General features: G+C 73.6%; 17 protein-coding genes. 9 read left to right on the top strand and 8 right to left on the bottom strand.

Annotation, left to right across the window (positions count from 1 at the left end; translation table 11 throughout):
• Positions 1 to 301 precede the first annotated feature (301 nt).
• The 3 genes from otsB to DEJ43_RS20225 all read right to left on the bottom strand — a co-directional run bounded on the left by otsB (position 302) and on the right by DEJ43_RS20225 (position 2,883).
• The gene (gene otsB / locus DEJ43_RS20235; protein ID WP_015035238.1) at positions 302 to 1,144 is read right to left on the bottom strand and encodes a trehalose-phosphatase; all 843 of its coding nucleotides are present in this window, start codon (positions 1,142 to 1,144) and stop codon (positions 302 to 304) included.
• Positions 1,145 to 1,221: 77 nt separating this feature from the next.
• Complete coding sequence (locus DEJ43_RS20230) at positions 1,222 to 1,482, bottom strand: DUF3263 domain-containing protein (RefSeq protein WP_041664084.1); 261 nt, start codon at positions 1,480 to 1,482, stop codon at positions 1,222 to 1,224.
• A 117-nt stretch (positions 1,483 to 1,599) separates the two neighbouring features.
• A complete protein-coding gene (locus tag DEJ43_RS20225; protein WP_041662720.1) occupies positions 1,600 to 2,883 on the bottom strand; it encodes an ABC transporter substrate-binding protein in 1,284 nt (427 codons plus the stop codon).
• A gap of 219 nt (positions 2,884 to 3,102) precedes the next feature.
• On the opposite strand from DEJ43_RS20225, the gene DEJ43_RS20220 reads away from it, so the two are divergent.
• From DEJ43_RS20220 to DEJ43_RS20210, 3 genes are all read left to right on the top strand, one after another.
• Positions 3,103 to 4,062 carry an ROK family protein gene (locus tag DEJ43_RS20220; protein WP_041662719.1) on the top strand — a complete coding sequence of 320 codons (960 nt, stop codon included), beginning with the start codon at positions 3,103 to 3,105 and terminating at the stop codon, positions 4,060 to 4,062.
• Entirely contained in the window at positions 4,062 to 5,204 is a 1,143-nt protein-coding gene (nagA, locus tag DEJ43_RS20215; RefSeq protein WP_015035234.1) for an N-acetylglucosamine-6-phosphate deacetylase, read from the top strand. The genes DEJ43_RS20220 and nagA overlap by 1 nt, the downstream gene beginning before the upstream one ends.
• A gap of 136 nt (positions 5,205 to 5,340) precedes the next feature.
• Complete coding sequence (locus DEJ43_RS20210) at positions 5,341 to 6,267, top strand: 1-phosphofructokinase family hexose kinase (RefSeq protein ID WP_015035233.1); 927 nt, start codon at positions 5,341 to 5,343, stop codon at positions 6,265 to 6,267.
• A gap of 33 nt (positions 6,268 to 6,300) precedes the next feature.
• Here the strand turns inward: DEJ43_RS20210 and DEJ43_RS20205 are convergent, their stop codons facing one another.
• Positions 6,301 to 7,275, bottom strand: coding sequence for a CBM35 domain-containing protein (locus DEJ43_RS20205; RefSeq protein WP_015035232.1), 975 nt, complete (start codon positions 7,273 to 7,275; stop codon positions 6,301 to 6,303).
• 95 nt (positions 7,276 to 7,370) lie between these two features.
• A complete protein-coding gene (gene cdgB / locus DEJ43_RS20200; protein WP_015035231.1) occupies positions 7,371 to 9,122 on the bottom strand; it encodes a diguanylate cyclase CdgB in 1,752 nt (583 codons plus the stop codon).
• A 325-nt stretch (positions 9,123 to 9,447) separates the two neighbouring features.
• Between cdgB and DEJ43_RS20195 the strand changes: the two genes are divergently transcribed.
• Positions 9,448 to 10,011 carry a flavin reductase family protein gene (locus DEJ43_RS20195; protein ID WP_015035230.1) on the top strand — a complete coding sequence of 188 codons (564 nt, stop codon included), beginning with the start codon at positions 9,448 to 9,450 and terminating at the stop codon, positions 10,009 to 10,011.
• A gap of 25 nt (positions 10,012 to 10,036) precedes the next feature.
• On the opposite strand, the gene arfB is transcribed toward DEJ43_RS20195, so the two are convergent.
• Entirely contained in the window at positions 10,037 to 10,474 is a 438-nt protein-coding gene (gene arfB / locus DEJ43_RS20190; RefSeq protein ID WP_015035229.1) for an alternative ribosome rescue aminoacyl-tRNA hydrolase ArfB, read from the bottom strand.
• Between the two features lie 115 nt (positions 10,475 to 10,589).
• On the opposite strand from arfB, the gene DEJ43_RS20185 reads away from it, so the two are divergent.
• Entirely contained in the window at positions 10,590 to 11,165 is a 576-nt protein-coding gene (locus DEJ43_RS20185; protein WP_015035228.1) for a TerD family protein, read from the top strand.
• 76 nt (positions 11,166 to 11,241) lie between these two features.
• On the top strand, positions 11,242 to 11,781 hold the full coding sequence (locus DEJ43_RS20180) for a GNAT family N-acetyltransferase (protein ID WP_015035227.1): 540 nt from the start codon (positions 11,242 to 11,244) through the stop codon (positions 11,779 to 11,781).
• Positions 11,782 to 11,788: 7 nt separating this feature from the next.
• Here DEJ43_RS20180 and DEJ43_RS37810 read toward each other — a convergent pair whose 3' ends face one another.
• Complete coding sequence (locus tag DEJ43_RS37810; RefSeq protein ID WP_015035226.1) at positions 11,789 to 13,411, bottom strand: M1 family metallopeptidase; 1,623 nt, start codon at positions 13,409 to 13,411, stop codon at positions 11,789 to 11,791.
• A gap of 91 nt (positions 13,412 to 13,502) precedes the next feature.
• Positions 13,503 to 14,042 carry a GlcG/HbpS family heme-binding protein gene (locus tag DEJ43_RS20170; protein ID WP_041662717.1) on the bottom strand — a complete coding sequence of 180 codons (540 nt, stop codon included), beginning with the start codon at positions 14,040 to 14,042 and terminating at the stop codon, positions 13,503 to 13,505.
• 238 nt (positions 14,043 to 14,280) lie between these two features.
• On the opposite strand from DEJ43_RS20170, the gene DEJ43_RS20165 reads away from it, so the two are divergent.
• From DEJ43_RS20165 to DEJ43_RS20155, 3 genes are all read left to right on the top strand, one after another.
• Positions 14,281 to 15,486, top strand: coding sequence for a sensor histidine kinase (locus DEJ43_RS20165; protein WP_015035224.1), 1,206 nt, complete (start codon positions 14,281 to 14,283; stop codon positions 15,484 to 15,486).
• Between the two features lie 2 nt (positions 15,487 to 15,488).
• Positions 15,489 to 16,109 carry a response regulator gene (locus tag DEJ43_RS20160; RefSeq protein ID WP_015035223.1) on the top strand — a complete coding sequence of 207 codons (621 nt, stop codon included), beginning with the start codon at positions 15,489 to 15,491 and terminating at the stop codon, positions 16,107 to 16,109.
• A gap of 97 nt (positions 16,110 to 16,206) precedes the next feature.
• On the top strand, positions 16,207 to 17,412 hold the full coding sequence (locus DEJ43_RS20155) for an FAD-dependent monooxygenase (protein ID WP_041662716.1): 1,206 nt from the start codon (positions 16,207 to 16,209) through the stop codon (positions 17,410 to 17,412).
• The last annotated feature ends 61 nt before the right edge of the window (positions 17,413 to 17,473 follow it).

Raw genomic sequence — 17,473 nt, 5'->3', positions numbered from 1 at the left:
CTGATTGCCAGGGTCGGCCCGTCTTCATAGGTGAAGCGCACCCGACGTACGGGACCCCACCCCCGGCGCCTGCCGGCCGTCGCGGGCCGAGGTCGTGGGATCAATGGAAGCGTGGCCGGGGTCTGTGGACGGTTGCCGCACGTGACGGACGCCCGCCCGGCTTTCCCGCCGTCTGGGCGGGCTGTCGTGGGCCGAGGTCATTAACAGGGCGCGGGCGGCATCTCCTCGTGCGAGTACGGGCCGTACGGAACGACTGACGGGCCCGAGCGCCGGGTCACGGGCCCAGCCCTCCGCGCCCGGTTCAGGCCCCCCGTACCGTGTCCGCGAGGGCGGTCAGGAAGGCCACCACCTCCGGCGGGCCCTGGACCGCCAGGTCCGCGCGGTCGGTGAGTTCCGGGACCTCGGTCGAGCCGCTGCAGACCAGCAGGCCCGGGGTGCCGTCGGAGCGGAGTTTCTCCACGGCGGCGAAGGCGGGCAGGTCGCCCAGGTCGTCGCCCGCGTACAGCACGGACCCGGCGCCCACCTCCCGTACGTACTCCGCGAGCGCGACGCCCTTGTCCATGCCCGGGGGCCGCAGCTCCAGGACCATGCGGCCGGGTTCCAGGACGAGGCCGTGATGGGTGGCGAGGTCGCCCAGCGGGCCCTTCAGCGCCTCGAAGGCGCGCTCCGGGTCGAGGGCACGGCGGGTGTGGACAGCGACCGCGCGGCCCTTCTCCTCGATCCAGACGCCCGGCCAGGCCCCGGCCCGGTCGAGGAAGCCGGGGAGCTCGGCGCGGACCGCGGCGACGCCCGGGTGCGGGGCGGCGGCCTGGACGGTGCCGGTGACGGCGTCCCAGCGTTCGGCCCCGTAGTGGCCGAGGACGACGAGGTGCTCCAGGCCGGGGACGCCGGCGAAGCCGCCGTACCGGACGGCGACCCCGGCGGGGCGGCCGGTCACGACGGCGATCGAGGCCACCTGGGGGGCGAGCGCGGCGAGCGCCTCGACGGCTCCGGGGTGGGCGCGGGCCCGTTCGGGGTCGGGGACGATCTCGGCGAGGGTGCCGTCGAAGTCGAGGGCGACGACGGCCTTCGCGGGCCGCGCGAGGAGCGCGGCCAGGCCGTCGCGGCCGGCGGACGTGGTCGGGTGCGGGAGGCTGCTGACCATGCCTCGACCCTACCGATGTGAGCCCGCGCCGTCAGGGGCACGAACCGGACGCACCGGGTGACCAGCCGGTCCGACCCCTACCTCTTGGCCCTCTTCTCGTCCCGGACCCGCCGCAGCCGGTTCACCGTGACCGGGTCGTGGGCGAGGGCGCGGGGGTCGTCGAGGAGGGCGTTGAGGAGTTGGTAGTAGCGGGTCGGGGAGAGGCCGAGGCGTTCGCGGACGGCGCGCTCCTTGGCGCCGGGGCCGGGCCAGGAGCGGCGTTCGACGGCGAGGAGGTCCCGCTCGCGCTCACCGAGCCCACCCGCGCCCTCGCCGCCGCCGTCCGGGCGCCGAGCCACGCCCTCGCCGCCGCCGTCCGGGCCCCGGGCCGCGTCCGCGTCGCCGCCGTCCGGGCCCACAGCCGCGTCCTCGGCGCCGTCCGCCCCGTCCCGCTCTTCGGTCATACGACCAACTTATTACTCGGCGTTCTCGGCCGTCGTCGCCGCCCGGCCGATCGCGCCGAGGACGTCGGCGGGGCGGCCCGCCGGGGTCACGGCCTTGCCGATGTTCTGCTTGACGTTCTCGCTGACCTTGGCCCAGGACGTCTTGCCGACCGGCGGCAGCTGGCTGCCGGGCAGGGTCTTGAGGAAGACGCGCAGGTTGGCGTGCTCGGGCTCGGTCTCCATGCGGGTGGAGGCGGTGACGGTGACCGGCAGGAGGTCGTTGTCGCCGGCGAACTTCAGGACGTTCTCGTCGCTGAAGACGAAGTTGAGGAAGTCACCGATCTCCTTGCGGTGACCGTTCTGCTTGAAGCCCATGATCCAGTCGGCGACGCCCATCGCGGCCTTCGCCGGGCCGTCGGCGCCGGGGAGCGGGACCTGCCCGACCTGGACGCCCTTCTTGGCGGCTTCCTTCAGGAGCGAGGGGTGGCCGTTGAGCATGCCGACCTCGCCGTTCGCGAAGGCGGCGAACGCGGCCTTGCGGTTGAGCTTGCCGGGGGCGACGGGCCCGGTGAGGCCCTTCCCGACGAGGTTGGCCTTGAGCCAGTCGAAGGTCTTGATGTTGGCGTCGGAGTCGACGGAGTAGTGGTCGGTGCCGTCGGTCCAGCCACCGCCGCCGGCGAGCATCCACATCAGGGCTTCGGCCTGGGCCTCCTCGGGCCCGAGCGGCAGCGCGAACGGGGTGCGGACACCGTTGTCCTTGAGCTTCTCGGCGGCCTTGGCGAGCTCGTCCCAGGTGGTGGGGGCCTTGGCGCCGGCCTGCTCGAAGAGCGCCTTGTTGTAGAACAGCGGGCGCGTGGAGGCGACGAACGGCAGACCGTACTGGGTGCGCTTGTGTTCGCCCGCGGCGACGAGCGGGGCGAGGAAGTTCGCCTGGACGGGTATGGAGAGCATCTCGTCGGCGGCGTACAGCTCACCGGCGGCGGCGTAGTCGGCGTACGCGCCGATCTGTGCGACGTCGGGCGCCTTGCCCGCCTTGACCATCTCGGCGACCTTGCGGTCGACGTCGTCCCAGGACTCGATCTGGACCTCGACCTTGACGCCGGGGTGCTTGCCCTCGAAGGCGGTCACGAGGTCGGCCCAGTACTTCTTGGTGGTGTCGCCGCCGGTGAGGTCGTAGTCGGCGGCGACCAGCCGGAGGGTCACGTCGCCGGAGTCTCCGCCGAGGGAGCCGCAGCCGCCGACCGTGGCGGTCAGTCCGAGTGCGGCGACGGCCGCGGTCAGTCCAAGGAATCGTCGCCGCTCCACGGCTTCATCCACCTTTTGCTCGTCGTTGAGCTGCGCCGAGCCGCACGTTTGCTCTGCACAGGGCCGTAAGTCTCTCGCGTGCGCGGGTATGAGGTCTACACCACCTGGGTATCGCTTCCGCAACGCAACCGGGACCATGGCCCCATGACGGGTCCCGGATTTGTATCCGTACGCAACAATCCTCGGCAGTGGACTAGACCTTTTGGGTCCTCGCGCGACAGACTGTCACCCGTGAGACACGTCATCGCCCTGGATGTGGGCGGCACCGGCATGAAGGCCGCCCTCGTCGGGGCGGACGGCACCCTGCTCCACGAGGCCCGCCGCGCCACCGGGCGCGAGCGCGGCCCCGAGGCCGTCGTGGAGACGATCCTCAGCTTCGCCGCGGAGCTCCGCGCCCTCGGCCAGGAGCGGTACGGCGAGCCCGCCGCGGCCGCCGGAGTCGCCGTCCCCGGCATCGTCGACGCGGAGAACGGCATCGCCGTCTACGCCGCCAACCTCGGCTGGCGCGACGTTCCCATGCGCGAACTCCTCAGCCGCCGACTCGACGGCATCCCCGTCGCCCTCGGCCACGACGTCCGCACCGGCGGCCTCGCCGAAGGCCGGATCGGCGCGGGCAACGGCGCCGACCGCTTCCTCTTCGTCCCCCTCGGTACGGGCATCGCCGGCGCCATCGGCATCGGCGACCGCATCGAGGCCGGCGCCCACGGCTACGCCGGCGAGATCGGCCACATCGTCGTCCGCCCCGGCGGCACCGCCTGCGGCTGCGGCCAGCGCGGCTGCCTGGAGCGGTACGCCTCCGCCTCCGCCGTCTCCCAGGCCTGGGCCGAGGCGAGCGGCGACCCCGAGGCCGACGCCGCCGACTGCGCCAAGGCCGTCGAATCCGGCGACGCCACCGCCGTCCGGGTCTGGCAGGACGCCGTCGACGCCCTCGCCGACGGCCTGGTCACCGCCCTCACCCTGCTGGACCCGCGCACGCTCATCATCGGTGGCGGACTGGCCGAGGCCGGGGAAACCTTGTTCACACCACTTCGGGCCGCGGTGGAGGAGCGAGTCACGTTCCAGAAGCTGCCCGCCATCGTCCCGGCGGCCCTCGGGGACACCGCCGGTTGCCTGGGCGCGGGCCTCCTCGCCTGGGACCTGCTCGCCGACCAGCACCCCCAGCGCCCCACCGACTCGGAGGTTTCCGCCTGATGGCCGATCACAAGGTTCTCGCCGGCGCACACGTCGTGCTGCCCACCGGGATCGTCGAGAACGGACGTGTGATCGTCGACGGCGAACGCATCGTCGGGGCCACCTCGCAGGACACCCCGGCCCTCGACCTGACCGGGCACTGGCTCGTCCCCGGCTTCGTCGACATGCACAATCACGGCGGCGGCGGCGCCTCCTTCACCTCCGGCACCGTCGACGAGGTCCTCAAGGGCGTCCACACCCACCGGCTGCACGGCACCACCACCGTCGTCGCCTCCTTCGTCACCGGCGAGATGGACTTCCTCACCCAGCGGGCCGGGCTCCTCTCCGAGCTCGCCGAGCAGGGCGACCTCGCGGGCCTCCACTTCGAGGGCCCGTTCATCTCCCCCTGCCGCAAGGGCGCCCACGACGAGACGCTGCTGCGCGACCCCGACCCGGCCGACGTCCGCAAGCTCGTCGACGCCGCCCGCGGCCAGGCCAAGATGGTCACCCTCGCCACCGAACTGCCCGGCGGCATCGACTCCGTACGGCTGCTCGCCGAGCACGGCGTGATCGCCGCCATCGGCCACACCGACGCCAGTTACGAGCAGACCGTCGCGGCCATCGACGCCGGCGCCACCGTCGCCACCCACCTCTACAACGCGATGCCCGCCCTCGGCCACCGCGCCCCCGGCCCGATCGCCGCCCTCCTGGAGGACGAGCGGATCACCGTCGAACTCATCAACGACGGCACCCACCTCCACCCCGCCGCCCTGGAACTCGCCTTCCACCACGCCGGCCCCGAGCGCGTCGCCTTCATCACCGACGCCATGGACGCCGCCGGCTTCGGCGACGGCCGCTACATGCTCGGCCCGCTGGAGGTCGAGGTGAAGGACAGCGTCGCCCGTCTCGTCGAGGGCGGCTCCATCGCCGGCTCCACCCTCACCCTCGACCGGGCGTTCAAGCGCGCCGCGACCGTCGACGGGCTCCCCGTCGAGGCGGTCGTCCAGGCCATCTCCGCCAACCCGGCCCGGCTGCTCGGCGTGTACGACCGCGTCGGCTCCCTCGAACCCGGCAAGGACGCCGACATCGTCGTCCTCGACGCCGAGTTCAACCTCAAGGGCGTCATGCGCAAGGGCGCCTGGATCGTCGACCCGACGGCCTGAACACGCTCCTGATCTGGAGTCACACGGAACGGCGGTGGGCCGGGGGTCTGGGCCTACCGCCTTTCGTTTGGCATGATCAGTGCCCGTCGGAGCGTGCGTTCCACAGGTCTTCACACGGAGTACGGGGGGTGGACAGGTGATTCTCACGGTCACCCTCAACACGGCGGTGGACCTGACCTACCGCGTCCCCGCCCTCACCCCGCACGCCTCCCACCGCGTCACCCAGGTCATCGAACGCCCCGGCGGCAAGGGACTCAACGTCGCCCGGGTCCTCGCCGCCCTCGGCCACGAGACCGTCGCCACCGGCTTCGCGGGCGGCGCCACCGGAGCCGTCCTCAGGGAGCAGCTCGCCGCCACCCCGGTCCGGGACGAGCTCGTCGAGACCGCGGGCGCCACCCGCCGCACCGTCGCCGTCGTGGACAACGCCACCGGCGACACCACCCAGCTCAACGAACCGGGCCCGGCCGTCACCGCCGCCGAGTGGACCGTCTTCCGCGCCCGCTTCACCGCGCTCCTCGACGGCGCCGCGGCCGTCGCCCTCTGCGGCAGCCTCCCGCCGGGCATCCACGTGGGGGCGTACGCGGAGCTCGTCCGGGCCGCCCGCGCCGCCGACGTGCCGGTGCTCCTCGACACCAGCGGCGAACCCCTCCGGCGCGGCATCGCCGCCCGCCCGGACCTCGTCAAGCCCAACGCCGACGAACTCGCCCAGCTCACCGGCTCCCGCGACCCGCTGCGCGCGACCCGCGACGCCCGGGGCCGGGGCGCCCGTACGGTCGTCTCCTCGCTCGGCCCGGAAGGGCTGCTCGCCGCGACCCCGGAGGGGCTCTGGCGCGCGGCCCCGCCCGCAGCCGTCAAGGGCAACCCGACGGGCGCGGGCGACTCGGCCGTCGCCGGCCTGCTCTCGGGCCTCGTCGACGGCGCGCCCTGGCCCGACCGGCTGGCCCGCGCGGTCGCCCTCTCGGCGGCCACGGTGCTCTCCCCGGTGGCCGGCGAGTTCGACCCGGCGGCCTACGAGGAGCTGCTGCCCCGCGTAAAGGTCACCCCGGAACCGAACCGGCCGTGACGACCGGGCCCAGCTGAGGACGGCCCCGGCCGGCTACTGGGCCTGGGTGACTTCCAGCCAGTCGAGCAGCACGTCGCACTGGTTGCCGGTCTCGCACGAGATCTTGATCTCGTTCTCGCCCTTCTTGAGGTCGACCGGCGCCCAGGTGGTCTGCCAGTTCTTCTCCAGGTTCGGGTCCGAGGAGTGGATGAAGTTCTTCAGGCCGATCGGCTGGGTGTTCGGCTTGCCGTTGACCGTCAGGGTCGCGTTGGCGTCGACGGCGGGGATCGCGTAGCGCACGGTCAGGCGGTACTTGCCCTCCGTCGGCATCTGCGCCTTCCACGTCACCGAGGAACCGACCTGGTTGAAGCCGCCGACGTACGTGCCGTCCGCGCCCTCCGCACCCTTCACGTCCTTGGCGAGCATGGCCGTGCCGCCGAGCTTCAGCGTGGCCGCGTTCTGCTTCGGGAGCTCGGCCGGAGTCTCCTCGCTGCTCGGCTCGCTGCTGGGCTGCTCGGAGGGCTTCACCGGGGCCGTCGACGTCGTGCCGCCGGCCTGCTTGTCCTTGTCGTCGTCGCCCTTGTTGGTGATCACGGCGGCCGCGATGCCGACCACGACGACCGCCACGACCGCGACCGCGCCGATGAGGAGGCCCCGGGTGTTCGGGCCGCGGCCCGAGCCGCCGCCGTGGTGGTGCTGCGGCGGGGGTCCCTGCCGGGTCGGCGGACCGCCGTAGGTCTCGGGCGCCGCGTACTGAGCCGTCGGCTGGCCGTACGGGACCTGCTGCTGCGGCGGCACGTAGGGCTGCGCGTGCTGCTGGTTGGCGTGACCGCCGTACTGGCGCTCGCCGACCGTTCTGACCTGGTTGTACGAGGTCCGGGGCACGCCGGGCTGAGCGGGCGCGGGGCCGGGATAGCCGTAGCCACCGCCCTGCGGCGGCTGGGCACCAGCGGCCTGACCGTCCTCGTACAGGTAGCCGAACGGGTCGTCGTTCTCGGGCTTGTTCGCGCCGTCGTTACCGGCAGCCATCCGGGTTCCTCTCCATGCTCGCCAGCCGTCGCCGACCGGCCGAGCCTACCCCGAACGGACGAGCCCCCGAAGCGGCCCCGGGCGTGTCAGGAGCCTCAGCCGGCCCGCCGGTGCACCTTGGCGCGGGAGCGTTTCTCCACGTACATCCGCTGGTCGGCGGAGTTCAGGACCTCTTCCACGGTCATCCCGCATTCGGCCCAGCCGATGCCGAAACTCGCCCCCACCCGGACGGCCCGCCCGTCCACCCGGATGGGCGGAATGATCGCGTTGCGCAGGCGTACGGCCAGGTCGGCGGCGTCGGCCGCGCCCAGGCCGTCGGCGAGGACGACGAACTCGTCACCGCCGAGCCGGGCGACCGTGTCGCCGTCCCGGACCCCGGTGGTGAGCCGGCGGGCCACCTCGATGAGGACGGCGTCACCGGTGTGGTGCCCGAAGCGGTCGTTGATCGACTTGAAGCCGTCGAGGTCGCAGAAGAGGACGGCGAGGCCCTTGGTGCCGTCGTCGATGTCCCCGCCGGAGGGCGCCACCATGTGGACGTGGTGGTCGTACGGGCCGACGCCCGCGGGCTCGAAGCCGAAACCGTGCTCGTGCTCGTGCTCGTACGGCGACTCGTAGCCGCCGGAGCCGGAGTCATAGCCCCCGACGTGCGCTCCGTGCGCTCCGTGGCCGGACTGACCGGCGGGCCCCTGGTCGTAGCCGCCGTCCCGCGCGGAGTCGTACCCGCCGCCGTACCCCCCGGCCTGGTCGGCCACCGCGTACGCCGCCGGGCGCTCACAGAGCCGGGCCGAGAGCCGGGACCGCAGCTCGGCACTGTTCGGGAGGCCGGTCAGGGCGTCGTGCGAGGCCCGGTGGGCGAGCTGCAGCTCGTGCCGCTTGCGCTCCTCGATGTCCTCGACGTGGGTGAGCAGGAAGCGGGGGCCGTCGGCGGTGTCGGCGACCACCGAGTTCCGCAGGGACACCCACACGTACGTGCCGTCGCGCCGCCCGAGCCGCAGCTCGGCCCGGCCGCCCTCGGCGGAGGTCCGCAGCAGCGTCCCTATGTCCTCGGGGTGCACGAGGTCGGCGAAGGAGTAGCGCCGCATCACGGAGGCGGGCCGGCCGAGGAGCCGGCACAGCGCGTCGTTGGTGCGGAGCAGCCGGCCGTGCTGGTCCCCGCCCATCTCGGCGATGGCCATGCCCGACGGGGCGTACTCGAAGGCCTGCCGGAACGACTCCTCGCTGGCCCGCAGCGCCTGCTGCTCCCGCTCGAGACGGACCAGGGCACGCTGCATGTTGGAGCGGAGCCGGGCGTTGCTGATGGCGATCGCCGACTGGGAGGCGTACATCTGGAGCGCCTCCTGGCCCCAGGGGCCGGGGTGCCGGCCGTTGCGCGGCCGGTCGACGGATATGACGCCGAGCAGCTCGCGGCCGGAGCCGGATGCGTACATCGGGGCGTAGAGGCGGTCGTGCGGGTGCCACTCGTCCTCGAAACGGGGCGCGGGGCCGTCGGTGTGCCACTGGGGGACGTCGTCCTCCATCAGCACCCAGCCCTCGGTGTGCGGGATGAACCGCAGGTCGCCCCAGGCGGTCGCCATGGAGAGACGGCGCTCCCAGGAGGAGCGGGAGCCGACCCGGCCGGTGATCAGGGCCTCGGCGGCGGAGCTTCCGGCGAAGGCGGCGACGACCAGGTCACCGTCGGGGCGTACGAGGTTGACGCAGGCCAGCTCGTAGTTGAGACCGGCGACCACACCGTCGGCGACGGTCTGCAGGGTGTCCGCCAGGCTGCGCGCAGTGTTGAGGTCCGCCACGACCTGATGCAGCTGCCGCAGGGTCGAGAGACGGACGTACGGCTCCGACTCGGTCTCCATCGCTCGCTCTCCCCGAGACCTCGACAGCAACTCCAGGGTTCTCATCGGCTTCGTGTTGCACTGTCACCGCCACTGAATCACAGCGAGCTGCGCACCCGGTACACAGGGTCAGCAAATACTCGCCTCTGTGACTCAAGTCACAGCAGGTCATGGCGGGTCGCCCGGCACACCGGGAGCGGCCCGCCCGGCACACCGGCGGCGGGTCGCCCGGCACACCGGCGGCGGCTCGCCCGGCACCCGCTCCCGGGTCCTAGGACCGGCGGGGGTCCCGGCCTGGTCCCCCGGCCCGATGCGACCCCCCGAGGGCCCGGACTAGCGTGCGGGTGTGCTGCAGAAGACCCCCGCCTCGCCCCCCGTGTCCGACCTGGCCATCCCTCATGCTGAGGGGGTGAGCAACGAAGAGTTCCGGGCGGCCATGGCCCGCCTCGCGGCGGGCGTCGTCCTGGTGACCGCGCACGACCCCGACGACGGCCCGCGCGGCGAGGACGTCGGCATGACCGCCACCGCGTTCGTGTCGGTCTCCCTCGACCCGCCCCTGGTCCTGGTCAGCCTCCGCAACGGCTCCCGCATGGACGACCTGCTCACCGACGTGCCCGTCTGGGCGGTGTCGATCCTCGCCGAGGACCAGCGGCACATCGCCGGACGCTTCGCGATGAAGAACCGGGTCAGCGACCGGCTCCTCTTCGCCGACGTGCCGTACACCCGCGGCGAGGAGAGCGGCGCCCCGCTGATGGGCGGCGCGCTCGCGACGCTCGAATGCCGGACGGAGAGCCGGGTTGTGGCGGGCGACCACACGCTCGTCGTCGGCCGGGTCCTGACCGTCGGCACCCTGGCACCGGCCGGCGGCCCGCTCACGTACTACCAGGGGAAGTACCGGCACCTGTCCTGACCGCCCGGGACGGAACGCGGCCCGCTCAGCCCCAGTCGCGGGACTGCCGGGTCCGCTTGGTCTCCGAGCGCTGCTTCTTCTCACGCAGCCGGCGCTCGTTGATGCCGCGGGGGATCTTCGTCGGACGGCGGGGCTTCGGCGGCGGGGCCGTGGCCTCGGCGAGGAGCGCGGCCAGCCGGACCGCGGCGGTCTCGCGGTTGCGCCACTGGGAGCGGTGCTCCGAGGCGCGGACCGTCACCACGCCGTTGACCAGCCGGCCGGCGAGCCGCTCCAGGGCGCGCGCCTTCCACACCTCGGGCAGCGCGTCGGTGGCGGCGAGGTCGAAGCGGAGCTCGACCTGGGAGTCGCTGGTGTTCACATGCTGGCCGCCCGGACCCGACGAACGCGAGAAACGCCACTGGAGCTCGGCCTCGGGGAGCGAGACGGAGCCGCGGATGGGATACGGACCGGACATGCCGTCCATGTTCCCCGCAGGGGGCCGTCGGAGTCATCCTGTTTTCGCCACCGGACCGTCGGGAACCGTCCGGGGGCGACACGCGTTTCTCCAGGCGACGACATCTTGATGAAAGGGACTTTCCATGGCTGTGAGCCTGTCCAAGGGCGGCAACGTCTCTCTGACCAAGGAGGCCCCGGGCCTCGCCGCTGTCACCGTGGGCCTCGGCTGGGACGTCCGTACGACCACCGGCACCGACTTCGACCTCGACGCCTCGGCGATCGGCGTGGACGCCGCCGGGAAGGTCGCCTCCGACGCGCACTTCGTCTTCTTCAACAACAAGTCGACGCCGGACCAGACCATCGTCCACACCGGTGACAACCGCACCGGTGAGGGCGGCGGCGACGACGAGCAGATCAACGTCAACCTCGCGGCCCTCCCGCCGACCGTCGACAAGATCGTCTTCCCGGTCTCCATCTACGACGCCGTCAGCCGCTCGCAGAACTTCGGCCAGGTCCGCAACGCGTACATCCGCATCGTGAACCAGGCCGGCGGCGCCGAGCTCGCCCGCTACGACCTCTCCGAGGACGCCGCCGTCGAGACCGCCATGGTCTTCGGCGAGCTCTACCGCAACGGCGCCGAGTGGAAGTTCCGCGCCGTCGGCCAGGGCTACGCCTCGGGCCTCGAGGGCATCGCCCGCGACTTCGGCGTCAACCTCTGACCGACGCCCCGCGGCACCCCTGAGCCCCGGCCGGGCCTTCCCGCCGGGGCTCTCCCCTTCGCCCTACCCTTGCCGCGTGATCGTCGAAGCCCTCACGCCCAAGGCCCTGGAGGACGGCGCGGCCCTTCCCGGCCCGCTGCTCACCGAACTCACCGCGCTGTACGCCTCGAACGAGGAGTTCCATCAGCTCAGCGGCGACTTCCCGGACCCGTCCGGCATCCGCCCCGAGCAGGTCGCGGCCGCCCTCGCCGACGAGCTCGCCCAGCCCACCGCCGAGGTCCTCCTGGCCCGCTCCGAGGGCCGGCTCGTCGCCGTCGCCGTCACCCTCGGCCGCCACCCCGACCCGGCGGAACCCGAACCCTGGCTCGGCCTCCTCATGGTCCACGGGGAGGAGCGGCGCGCGGGCCACGGCCGCCGCCTCGCCGCGTACGTCGAGGACCGCTTCCGCGCCGCGGGCCGCACCGGCCTGCGGCTCGCCGTCCTGGAGAACAACCCGAAGGCCCTGGCCTTCTGGACCGCCCTCGGATACGAGGAGACGGCCCGCCGCCCCGACCTCGCCCACGGCCGCCCCTGCGTGGTCATGCGCAAGCCGCTGGATCCGCCGAGCGACGGATAGGCGCCCTCTAGGGCCGGGACGGCCGTTCGTCGCCGTACAGCCAGACGTCCCACAGCGCGTCGAGGTCCCGGCCGGCCACGGACTCGGCGTACGCCGTGAAGTCGGCCGTGGAGGCGTTGGCGTGCCGGTACTTCGCTGGCCAGCCGCGCAGGATCTCGCCGAACCGCTCCTCCCCGACGGTCTCGCGCAGCTTGTGCAGCACCATCGCGCCCCGCTGGTACACGGGCGGGTCGAAGAGGTTCTCGGCGGCGGGCGGGGCGGCCGGCGGGAAGGCCCAGTTGGCGTCCTGGGCGAAGGCCCGCTCGAAGTGCGTCCGCGCGGGGACGTGCTCGTACTCCTCCGCGTACAGCCACTCGGCGTAGGTCGCGAAGCCCTCGTTCAGCCACAGGTCCCGCCAGGTCGCGGGCGTCACCGAGTTCCCGAACCACTGGTGGGCCAGCTCGTGCACCAGGGTCGTCCGGTCGAAGGAGGCGGCCGGGAAGACGGGCCGGGTCTGGGTCTCCAGGGCGTACCCGAGGGTCCCGTCGGTGGTGACGATCGCCCCGGCGGTGGAGAAGGGGTACGGGCCGAAGCGCCGCGCCTGCCGGTCGAGGATCTCCGGGATCTCGCCGCGCAGCGGAGCGGTGGCGGCGGCGACGGACCGGTCGGCGGCGGTGAGGACGGACACGGCCCCCGCCGCCGGGGTGCCGGCACCCCCGGCCGTGGCTGTGGCCGACGGGTCCGCGCCCCCGGCCGTGGATGTGGCTGTGGCCGTCGGGTCCGCGCCCCCGGCCGTGGATGTGGCTGTGGCCGTCGGGTCCGCGCCCCCGGCCGTGGATGTGGCCGTCGCCGTCGGGTCCGCGCCCCCGGCCGTCGCCGTCGCCGTCGTCGTCTCGTAGCGGCCGATCGCGACCGTCGCGAGATAGCTCGCCATCGGCTCCGCCATCCGCCACTCGGTCGTCACACGGCCGTCCGCCGCCGCCCGGCGGGCCGTCCTGACCCCGTTCGACAGGCCTTCGAAGCCGGCCGGGACGGTGAGCGTGATCTCGTACGCGGCCTTGTCGGAGGGGTGGTGGTTCCCCGGGAACCAGGTCATCGACCCCGTCGGTTCGCCGACCGCGACCACCCCCTCGCCGGTGCGCAGCCAGCCCTCCTGGGAGCCGTCCGCGTCCGTGACCGGCTCCGGCACGCCCCCGTACGCGACCGTGGCGCGGAACTCCGTGCCGTCGGGGATCTCCTCGCGCGGCCGGAGCGTCAGCTCGTTCCCGGCCCGGTTGACCGCCGCGGGCGCGTCGTCGACGGAGGCCCGCTCGACGGTGAGCCCGGCGAGGTCGAGGTTGAAGGCGCTGAGGTCCTGGGTGGCGCGGGCGGTGATCTCGGCGGTGCCGGCGAGCCGCCCGGTCGCCGGGTCGTACCCGAGGGTCAGGGCGTAGTGGCTCACGTCGTAGCCGCCGTTGCCCAGCTTCGGGAAGTACGGGTCGCGCAGCCCGGCGGAGCCGGGGGTGCCCCGGACGCCGCCGGTGGCCCCGGTGCAGCCGCCCGCGAGCAGGGCGAGGGCGGTCAGGGCGGCGGCGAGGCCGCCCGCGGCCGCTCCGGTCCGGTGGTGCCGGCCCTCCCCGTGGTGCCGGTCCGTCCGGTTGCGCTGGGTCACGTATCGATCCTAAGCAGGGCGGATACGGAAAAGGTGATGGCGCCCGGCGGGGGATCCGGGCGCCATCACCAGCTGGGTACCGCAGGCGCGGTTACTTGCCGAGGGAGGCGACGCCGGCCTGGGCGAACTTCTCGTCGAGGTCGCCCGAGGGGGCGCCCGCGACGCCGATGCCGGCGATCGGCGCGCCCTTGGCGGTCACCGGGGCGCCGCCGGCGAGGAAGAGGGTGCCGGGGATGTCCTTCAGGTTCGGGGCCTGGGCGAGGCGCTTGGCCAGCTCCGAGGTCGGCGCGTTCCAGGAGACGGCGGTGAACGCCTTCTTCACGGCCGACTCGTAGGACTGCGGGCCCGCGCCGTCGCCGCGCAGGGTGACGATCGTGTTGCCGTTGCGGTCGACGACGGCGACGGAGACGCGCTGGTTCTCCTGCTCGGCGGCGTCCAGGGTCGCCTGCGCGGCCTTCGTGGCCGCCTCGATCGTCAGGTGCGTCGACTGCTGGAGGTTGGCGTTGCCGGCGTCGGCGCGGACCACGGCGGCGGGGGCGGCGGCCGGGGCCGAGGCGTTCGCGGAGACCGCGCCGAAGGTGCCGGCGGCGAGGACGGCGGCGGCGGTGGCACCGAAGAGGATCTTCTTCATGAGGAACTCCGGGAGGGTGAGGTGCGAATGAGGAGGCCGTTCGAGGTGCGGGGCGGTGTGGAGGCCGCTCCTTCGCTCTGCCATCCATCCTGTGGCCGGAACCCGGGCCGCCCGGTCCACGGTCCGGCTGCCCTCCTCACGCACACTGGAGGACGGCCGGGTCAGCCGATCGGCTGATGCACTCGTGGTCCCCCAGGGCCAGGATGGACAGATATCCCCAGGTCAGGAAGGTGAGCACGTGACGCGGCCGACGGAGCCCCAGGAGCAGGACCCGGACGCCCCCTGGCTCGCGCGGGTCATGCACATCGCGTTCTTCCTCCTCCTCGGCGCCTCCCTGGCCCGCTTCCTGCTGCGCCACCCCTGGGAGGACCGCAGCCCCTGGATCGTCGCCCTCTCCGGCGCCCTCGCCTCCCTGTACCTCCTCGGCCCCGTCGTCGGCACCCGCGCCGCGCCCCGCCGGATCGCCTGGCTCGGCACGGTCGTCGCCGTCTGGATCCTCCTCGTCGTCCTCGCGCCGAGCTTCGCGTGGTGCGCGGTGCCGCTCTTCTACACGGGCCTGCGCACCCTCCCGGCGCGGGCCGCGCTCGGCCTGGTGACGCTGCTGACGGCGTTCGTGGTGTTCGCGCAGGTGCAGCTCGCGCACGGCGGCTGGGACCCGAACCTGATCGTCGCCCCGCCGGCCGTCGCCGCGATCGCCACCGGGGTGTTCGTGTACTCCGACCGGCAGGCGGCCCGGCAGCGGGCGCTGATCGACGACCTGATCCGCACCCGGCGCGAACTCGCCGCCATCGAGCGCCGCGAGGGCACGCTCGCCGAGCGGCAGCGGCTGTCGATGGAGATCCACGACACCCTGGCGCAGGGCCTCTCCAGCCAGCAGATGCTGCTGCAGGCCGCCGACCGCACCTGGGACAGCGACCCGGCCACCGCGCGCCGCCATGTCCGTACCGCCGAGTCCATCGCCGAGCGCAACCTCGCCGAGGCGCGCCGGTTCGTCCACGACCTGGCCCCCGCCGACCTCGCCGAGGGCGGCGGCCTCGAAGCGGCCCTGCGCGGCCTGGCCGCCCGCGAGGCGGCGGCCTTCCGGGTCGACGGGGCGGCCGTCCCGCTGCCCGAACGCGTGCAGTCGGCCCTCCTGCGGATCGCGCAGGGCGCCCTCGCCAACATCCGCGAGCACGCCGCCGCCGACTCCGCCGCGCTGACCCTCACCTACCTCGACGACCAGGTCGTCCTGGACATCGCCGACGACGGCCGCGGCTTCGACCCGGTCGAGACGCCCGGCGGGGTACGCGGCCACGGGCTGCCCGCGATGCGGGTGCGGGCGGCGCAGCTGGGCGGCACGCTGACGGTCGAGTCCGCCCCGGGCGAGGGCACGGTGCTCTCGGCGGCGATCCCGCTCCCGGGCGGCCCCGCGAACCCGCTCCCGAACCCCCTCTCCCAGGAGTAGTGATGTCCGTACGGATCCTCCTCTGCGACGACCACGTCGTCGTCCGCGCCGGCCTGCTCGCCCTGCTCGGCAGCACCCCCGACATCGAGGTCGTCGGCGAGGCGGGCAGCGGCGAGGAGGCCGTCGCCATGGCGGCGAAGCTGAAGCCGGACGTCGTCCTGATGGACCTCCAGCTGGGTGCGGGCATCGACGGCGTGGAGGCGACCCGCCGGATCGCGCCCACGGGCGTCCACGTCCTCGTCCTCACCACGTACGACACGGACGCCGACATCACCCGGGCCATCGAGGCGGGCGCCACCGGCTACCTGCTGAAGGCCGAGCGCCCGGAGGAGCTGTTCGCCGCGATCCACTCCGCCGCCCAGGGCCGCACCGCCCTGTCCCCGCCGGTCGCCAGCCGGGTCATGGACCGGATGCGGGGCGCGGCGGGCCCGAGCCTGACGGACCGGGAGCGGGACATCCTGGGCCAGCTGGGACGCGGACTCGGCAACCGCGAGATCGCGCGGGCGCTGTTCATCAGCGAGGCGACGGTGAAGACCCACCTCGGCCGCATCTATGCCAAGCTCGGCGTCGACACCCGCGCGGGCGCGGTGGCCGTCGCGAAGGAACGGCGCCTGCTGCCGTAACGCCTTCCGCGTCCCGCCGCCGTACGCACCCCACCACTGCTACTGTGCGTTGCCGTCCAACCGCACAGTGTCAGACACAGTTCCCGTGGGAGCGCACGTGAAGCTCGCGATCGTCGGCGGCGGTCCCGCCGGCCTCTACCTCTCGATCCTGCTGAAGCGGCAGGACCCCGCCCACGAGATCGCCGTGTACGAGCGGAACCCCGAGGGGTCCACGTACGGCTGGGGCGTGACGTACTGGGCCGGGCTGCTCGACAAGCTGCGCGCGGGCGACCCCGAGTCCGCGGCCGCCGTCGCCGAGGCGTCGGTGACCTGGACCGACGGGGTCGCGATCGTCCGCGACGAGCGGACCGTCCACCGGGGCGACGCGGGCTTCGGCATCGGGCGGCGGCGGATGCTCGCGCTGCTCGCCGACCGGGCCGGGGAGCTCGGCGTACGGGTCGAGTTCGAGCACGACATCGCGGGCCCGGACGCACCCGAACTGGCCGGCGCGGACCTGGTCGTCGCCGCCGACGGCGTCAACAGCGTGCTCCGCGAGGCCCACGCCGAGCACTTCGGCAGCGCGGTCACCAGCGGCCGCAACCCGTACATCTGGCTCGGCACCACCAAGGTGTTCGACTCCTTCAGCTTCGCCTTCAAGGAGACCGAGCACGGCTGGATCTGGTGCTACGCCTACGGGTTCAGCGGTGAGCGCTCCACCTGTGTCGTCGAGTGCTCCCCCGGCACGTGGACCGGCCTCGGCCTCGACACGCTCGGCGAGGCCGACAGCCTGCGGCTCCTGGAGAAGCTGTTCCACGACCTCCTCGACGGACACGAGCTGATCGGCCGGGACCGGGCCGACGACGCCGCGCAGTGGCTCACCTTCCGCACCCTCACCAACCGGGTCTGGCACCGCGGCAACCTCGTCCTCCTCGGCGACGCCGCCCACACCACCCACTACTCGATCGGCGCCGGCACGACCCTGGCCCTGGAGGACGCGCTGGCCCTGGCGGCCGCGCTCCGCGCCCCCACCGACCTCGACACCGCCCTCACCACGTACGGGAAGCGCCGCCGCGCCGAGCTCGTCTCCGCGCAGAGCGCGGCCCGCTACAGCGCCCAGTGGTACGAGAACCTCCCCCGGTACATGCGCCTGGAGCCGGCCCAGATGTTCGCGCTCCTGGGCCAGCGGCACTCACCGCTGCTCCCGCACATCCCGCCCCAGCTGTACTACCGAATCGACCGCGCCGCCGGCCAACTGGAACCCCTGCGCCGCCTCAAGCGCTGGCTGGGCCCGAGGGTGGCCCGCGCGGTACACGGCCGCCGCTGAGCCGGGACGGGGGGCGGGTACGCGGCCGCGATCGGTGCGCCTGGTGATCCTCGCGTGCGAG

The sequence above is a fragment of the Streptomyces venezuelae ATCC 10712 genome, from assembly GCF_008639165.1.
GTDB classification, from domain to species: domain Bacteria; phylum Actinomycetota; class Actinomycetes; order Streptomycetales; family Streptomycetaceae; genus Streptomyces; species Streptomyces venezuelae.
This window is presented reverse-complemented; position numbering and strand designations above follow the sequence as displayed.

Bases quoted from the DNA above. Each gene is read 5' to 3' on its own strand.
- arfB (WP_015035229.1), bottom strand. From the start codon at position 10,474: ATGGACGGCATGTCCGGTCCGTATCCCATCCGCGGCTCCGTCTCGCTC.
- nagA (WP_015035234.1), top strand. From the start codon at position 4,062: ATGGCCGATCACAAGGTTCTCGCCGGCGCACACGTCGTGCTGCCCACC.
- DEJ43_RS20185 (WP_015035228.1), top strand. From the start codon at position 10,590: ATGGCTGTGAGCCTGTCCAAGGGCGGCAACGTCTCTCTGACCAAGGAG.
- cdgB (WP_015035231.1), bottom strand. From the start codon at position 9,122: ATGGAGACCGAGTCGGAGCCGTACGTCCGTCTCTCGACCCTGCGGCAG.
- DEJ43_RS20160 (WP_015035223.1), top strand. From the start codon at position 15,489: ATGTCCGTACGGATCCTCCTCTGCGACGACCACGTCGTCGTCCGCGCC.
- DEJ43_RS20205 (WP_015035232.1), bottom strand. From the start codon at position 7,275: ATGGCTGCCGGTAACGACGGCGCGAACAAGCCCGAGAACGACGACCCG.
- otsB (WP_015035238.1), bottom strand. From the start codon at position 1,144: ATGGTCAGCAGCCTCCCGCACCCGACCACGTCCGCCGGCCGCGACGGC.
- DEJ43_RS20170 (WP_041662717.1), bottom strand. From the start codon at position 14,042: ATGAAGAAGATCCTCTTCGGTGCCACCGCCGCCGCCGTCCTCGCCGCC.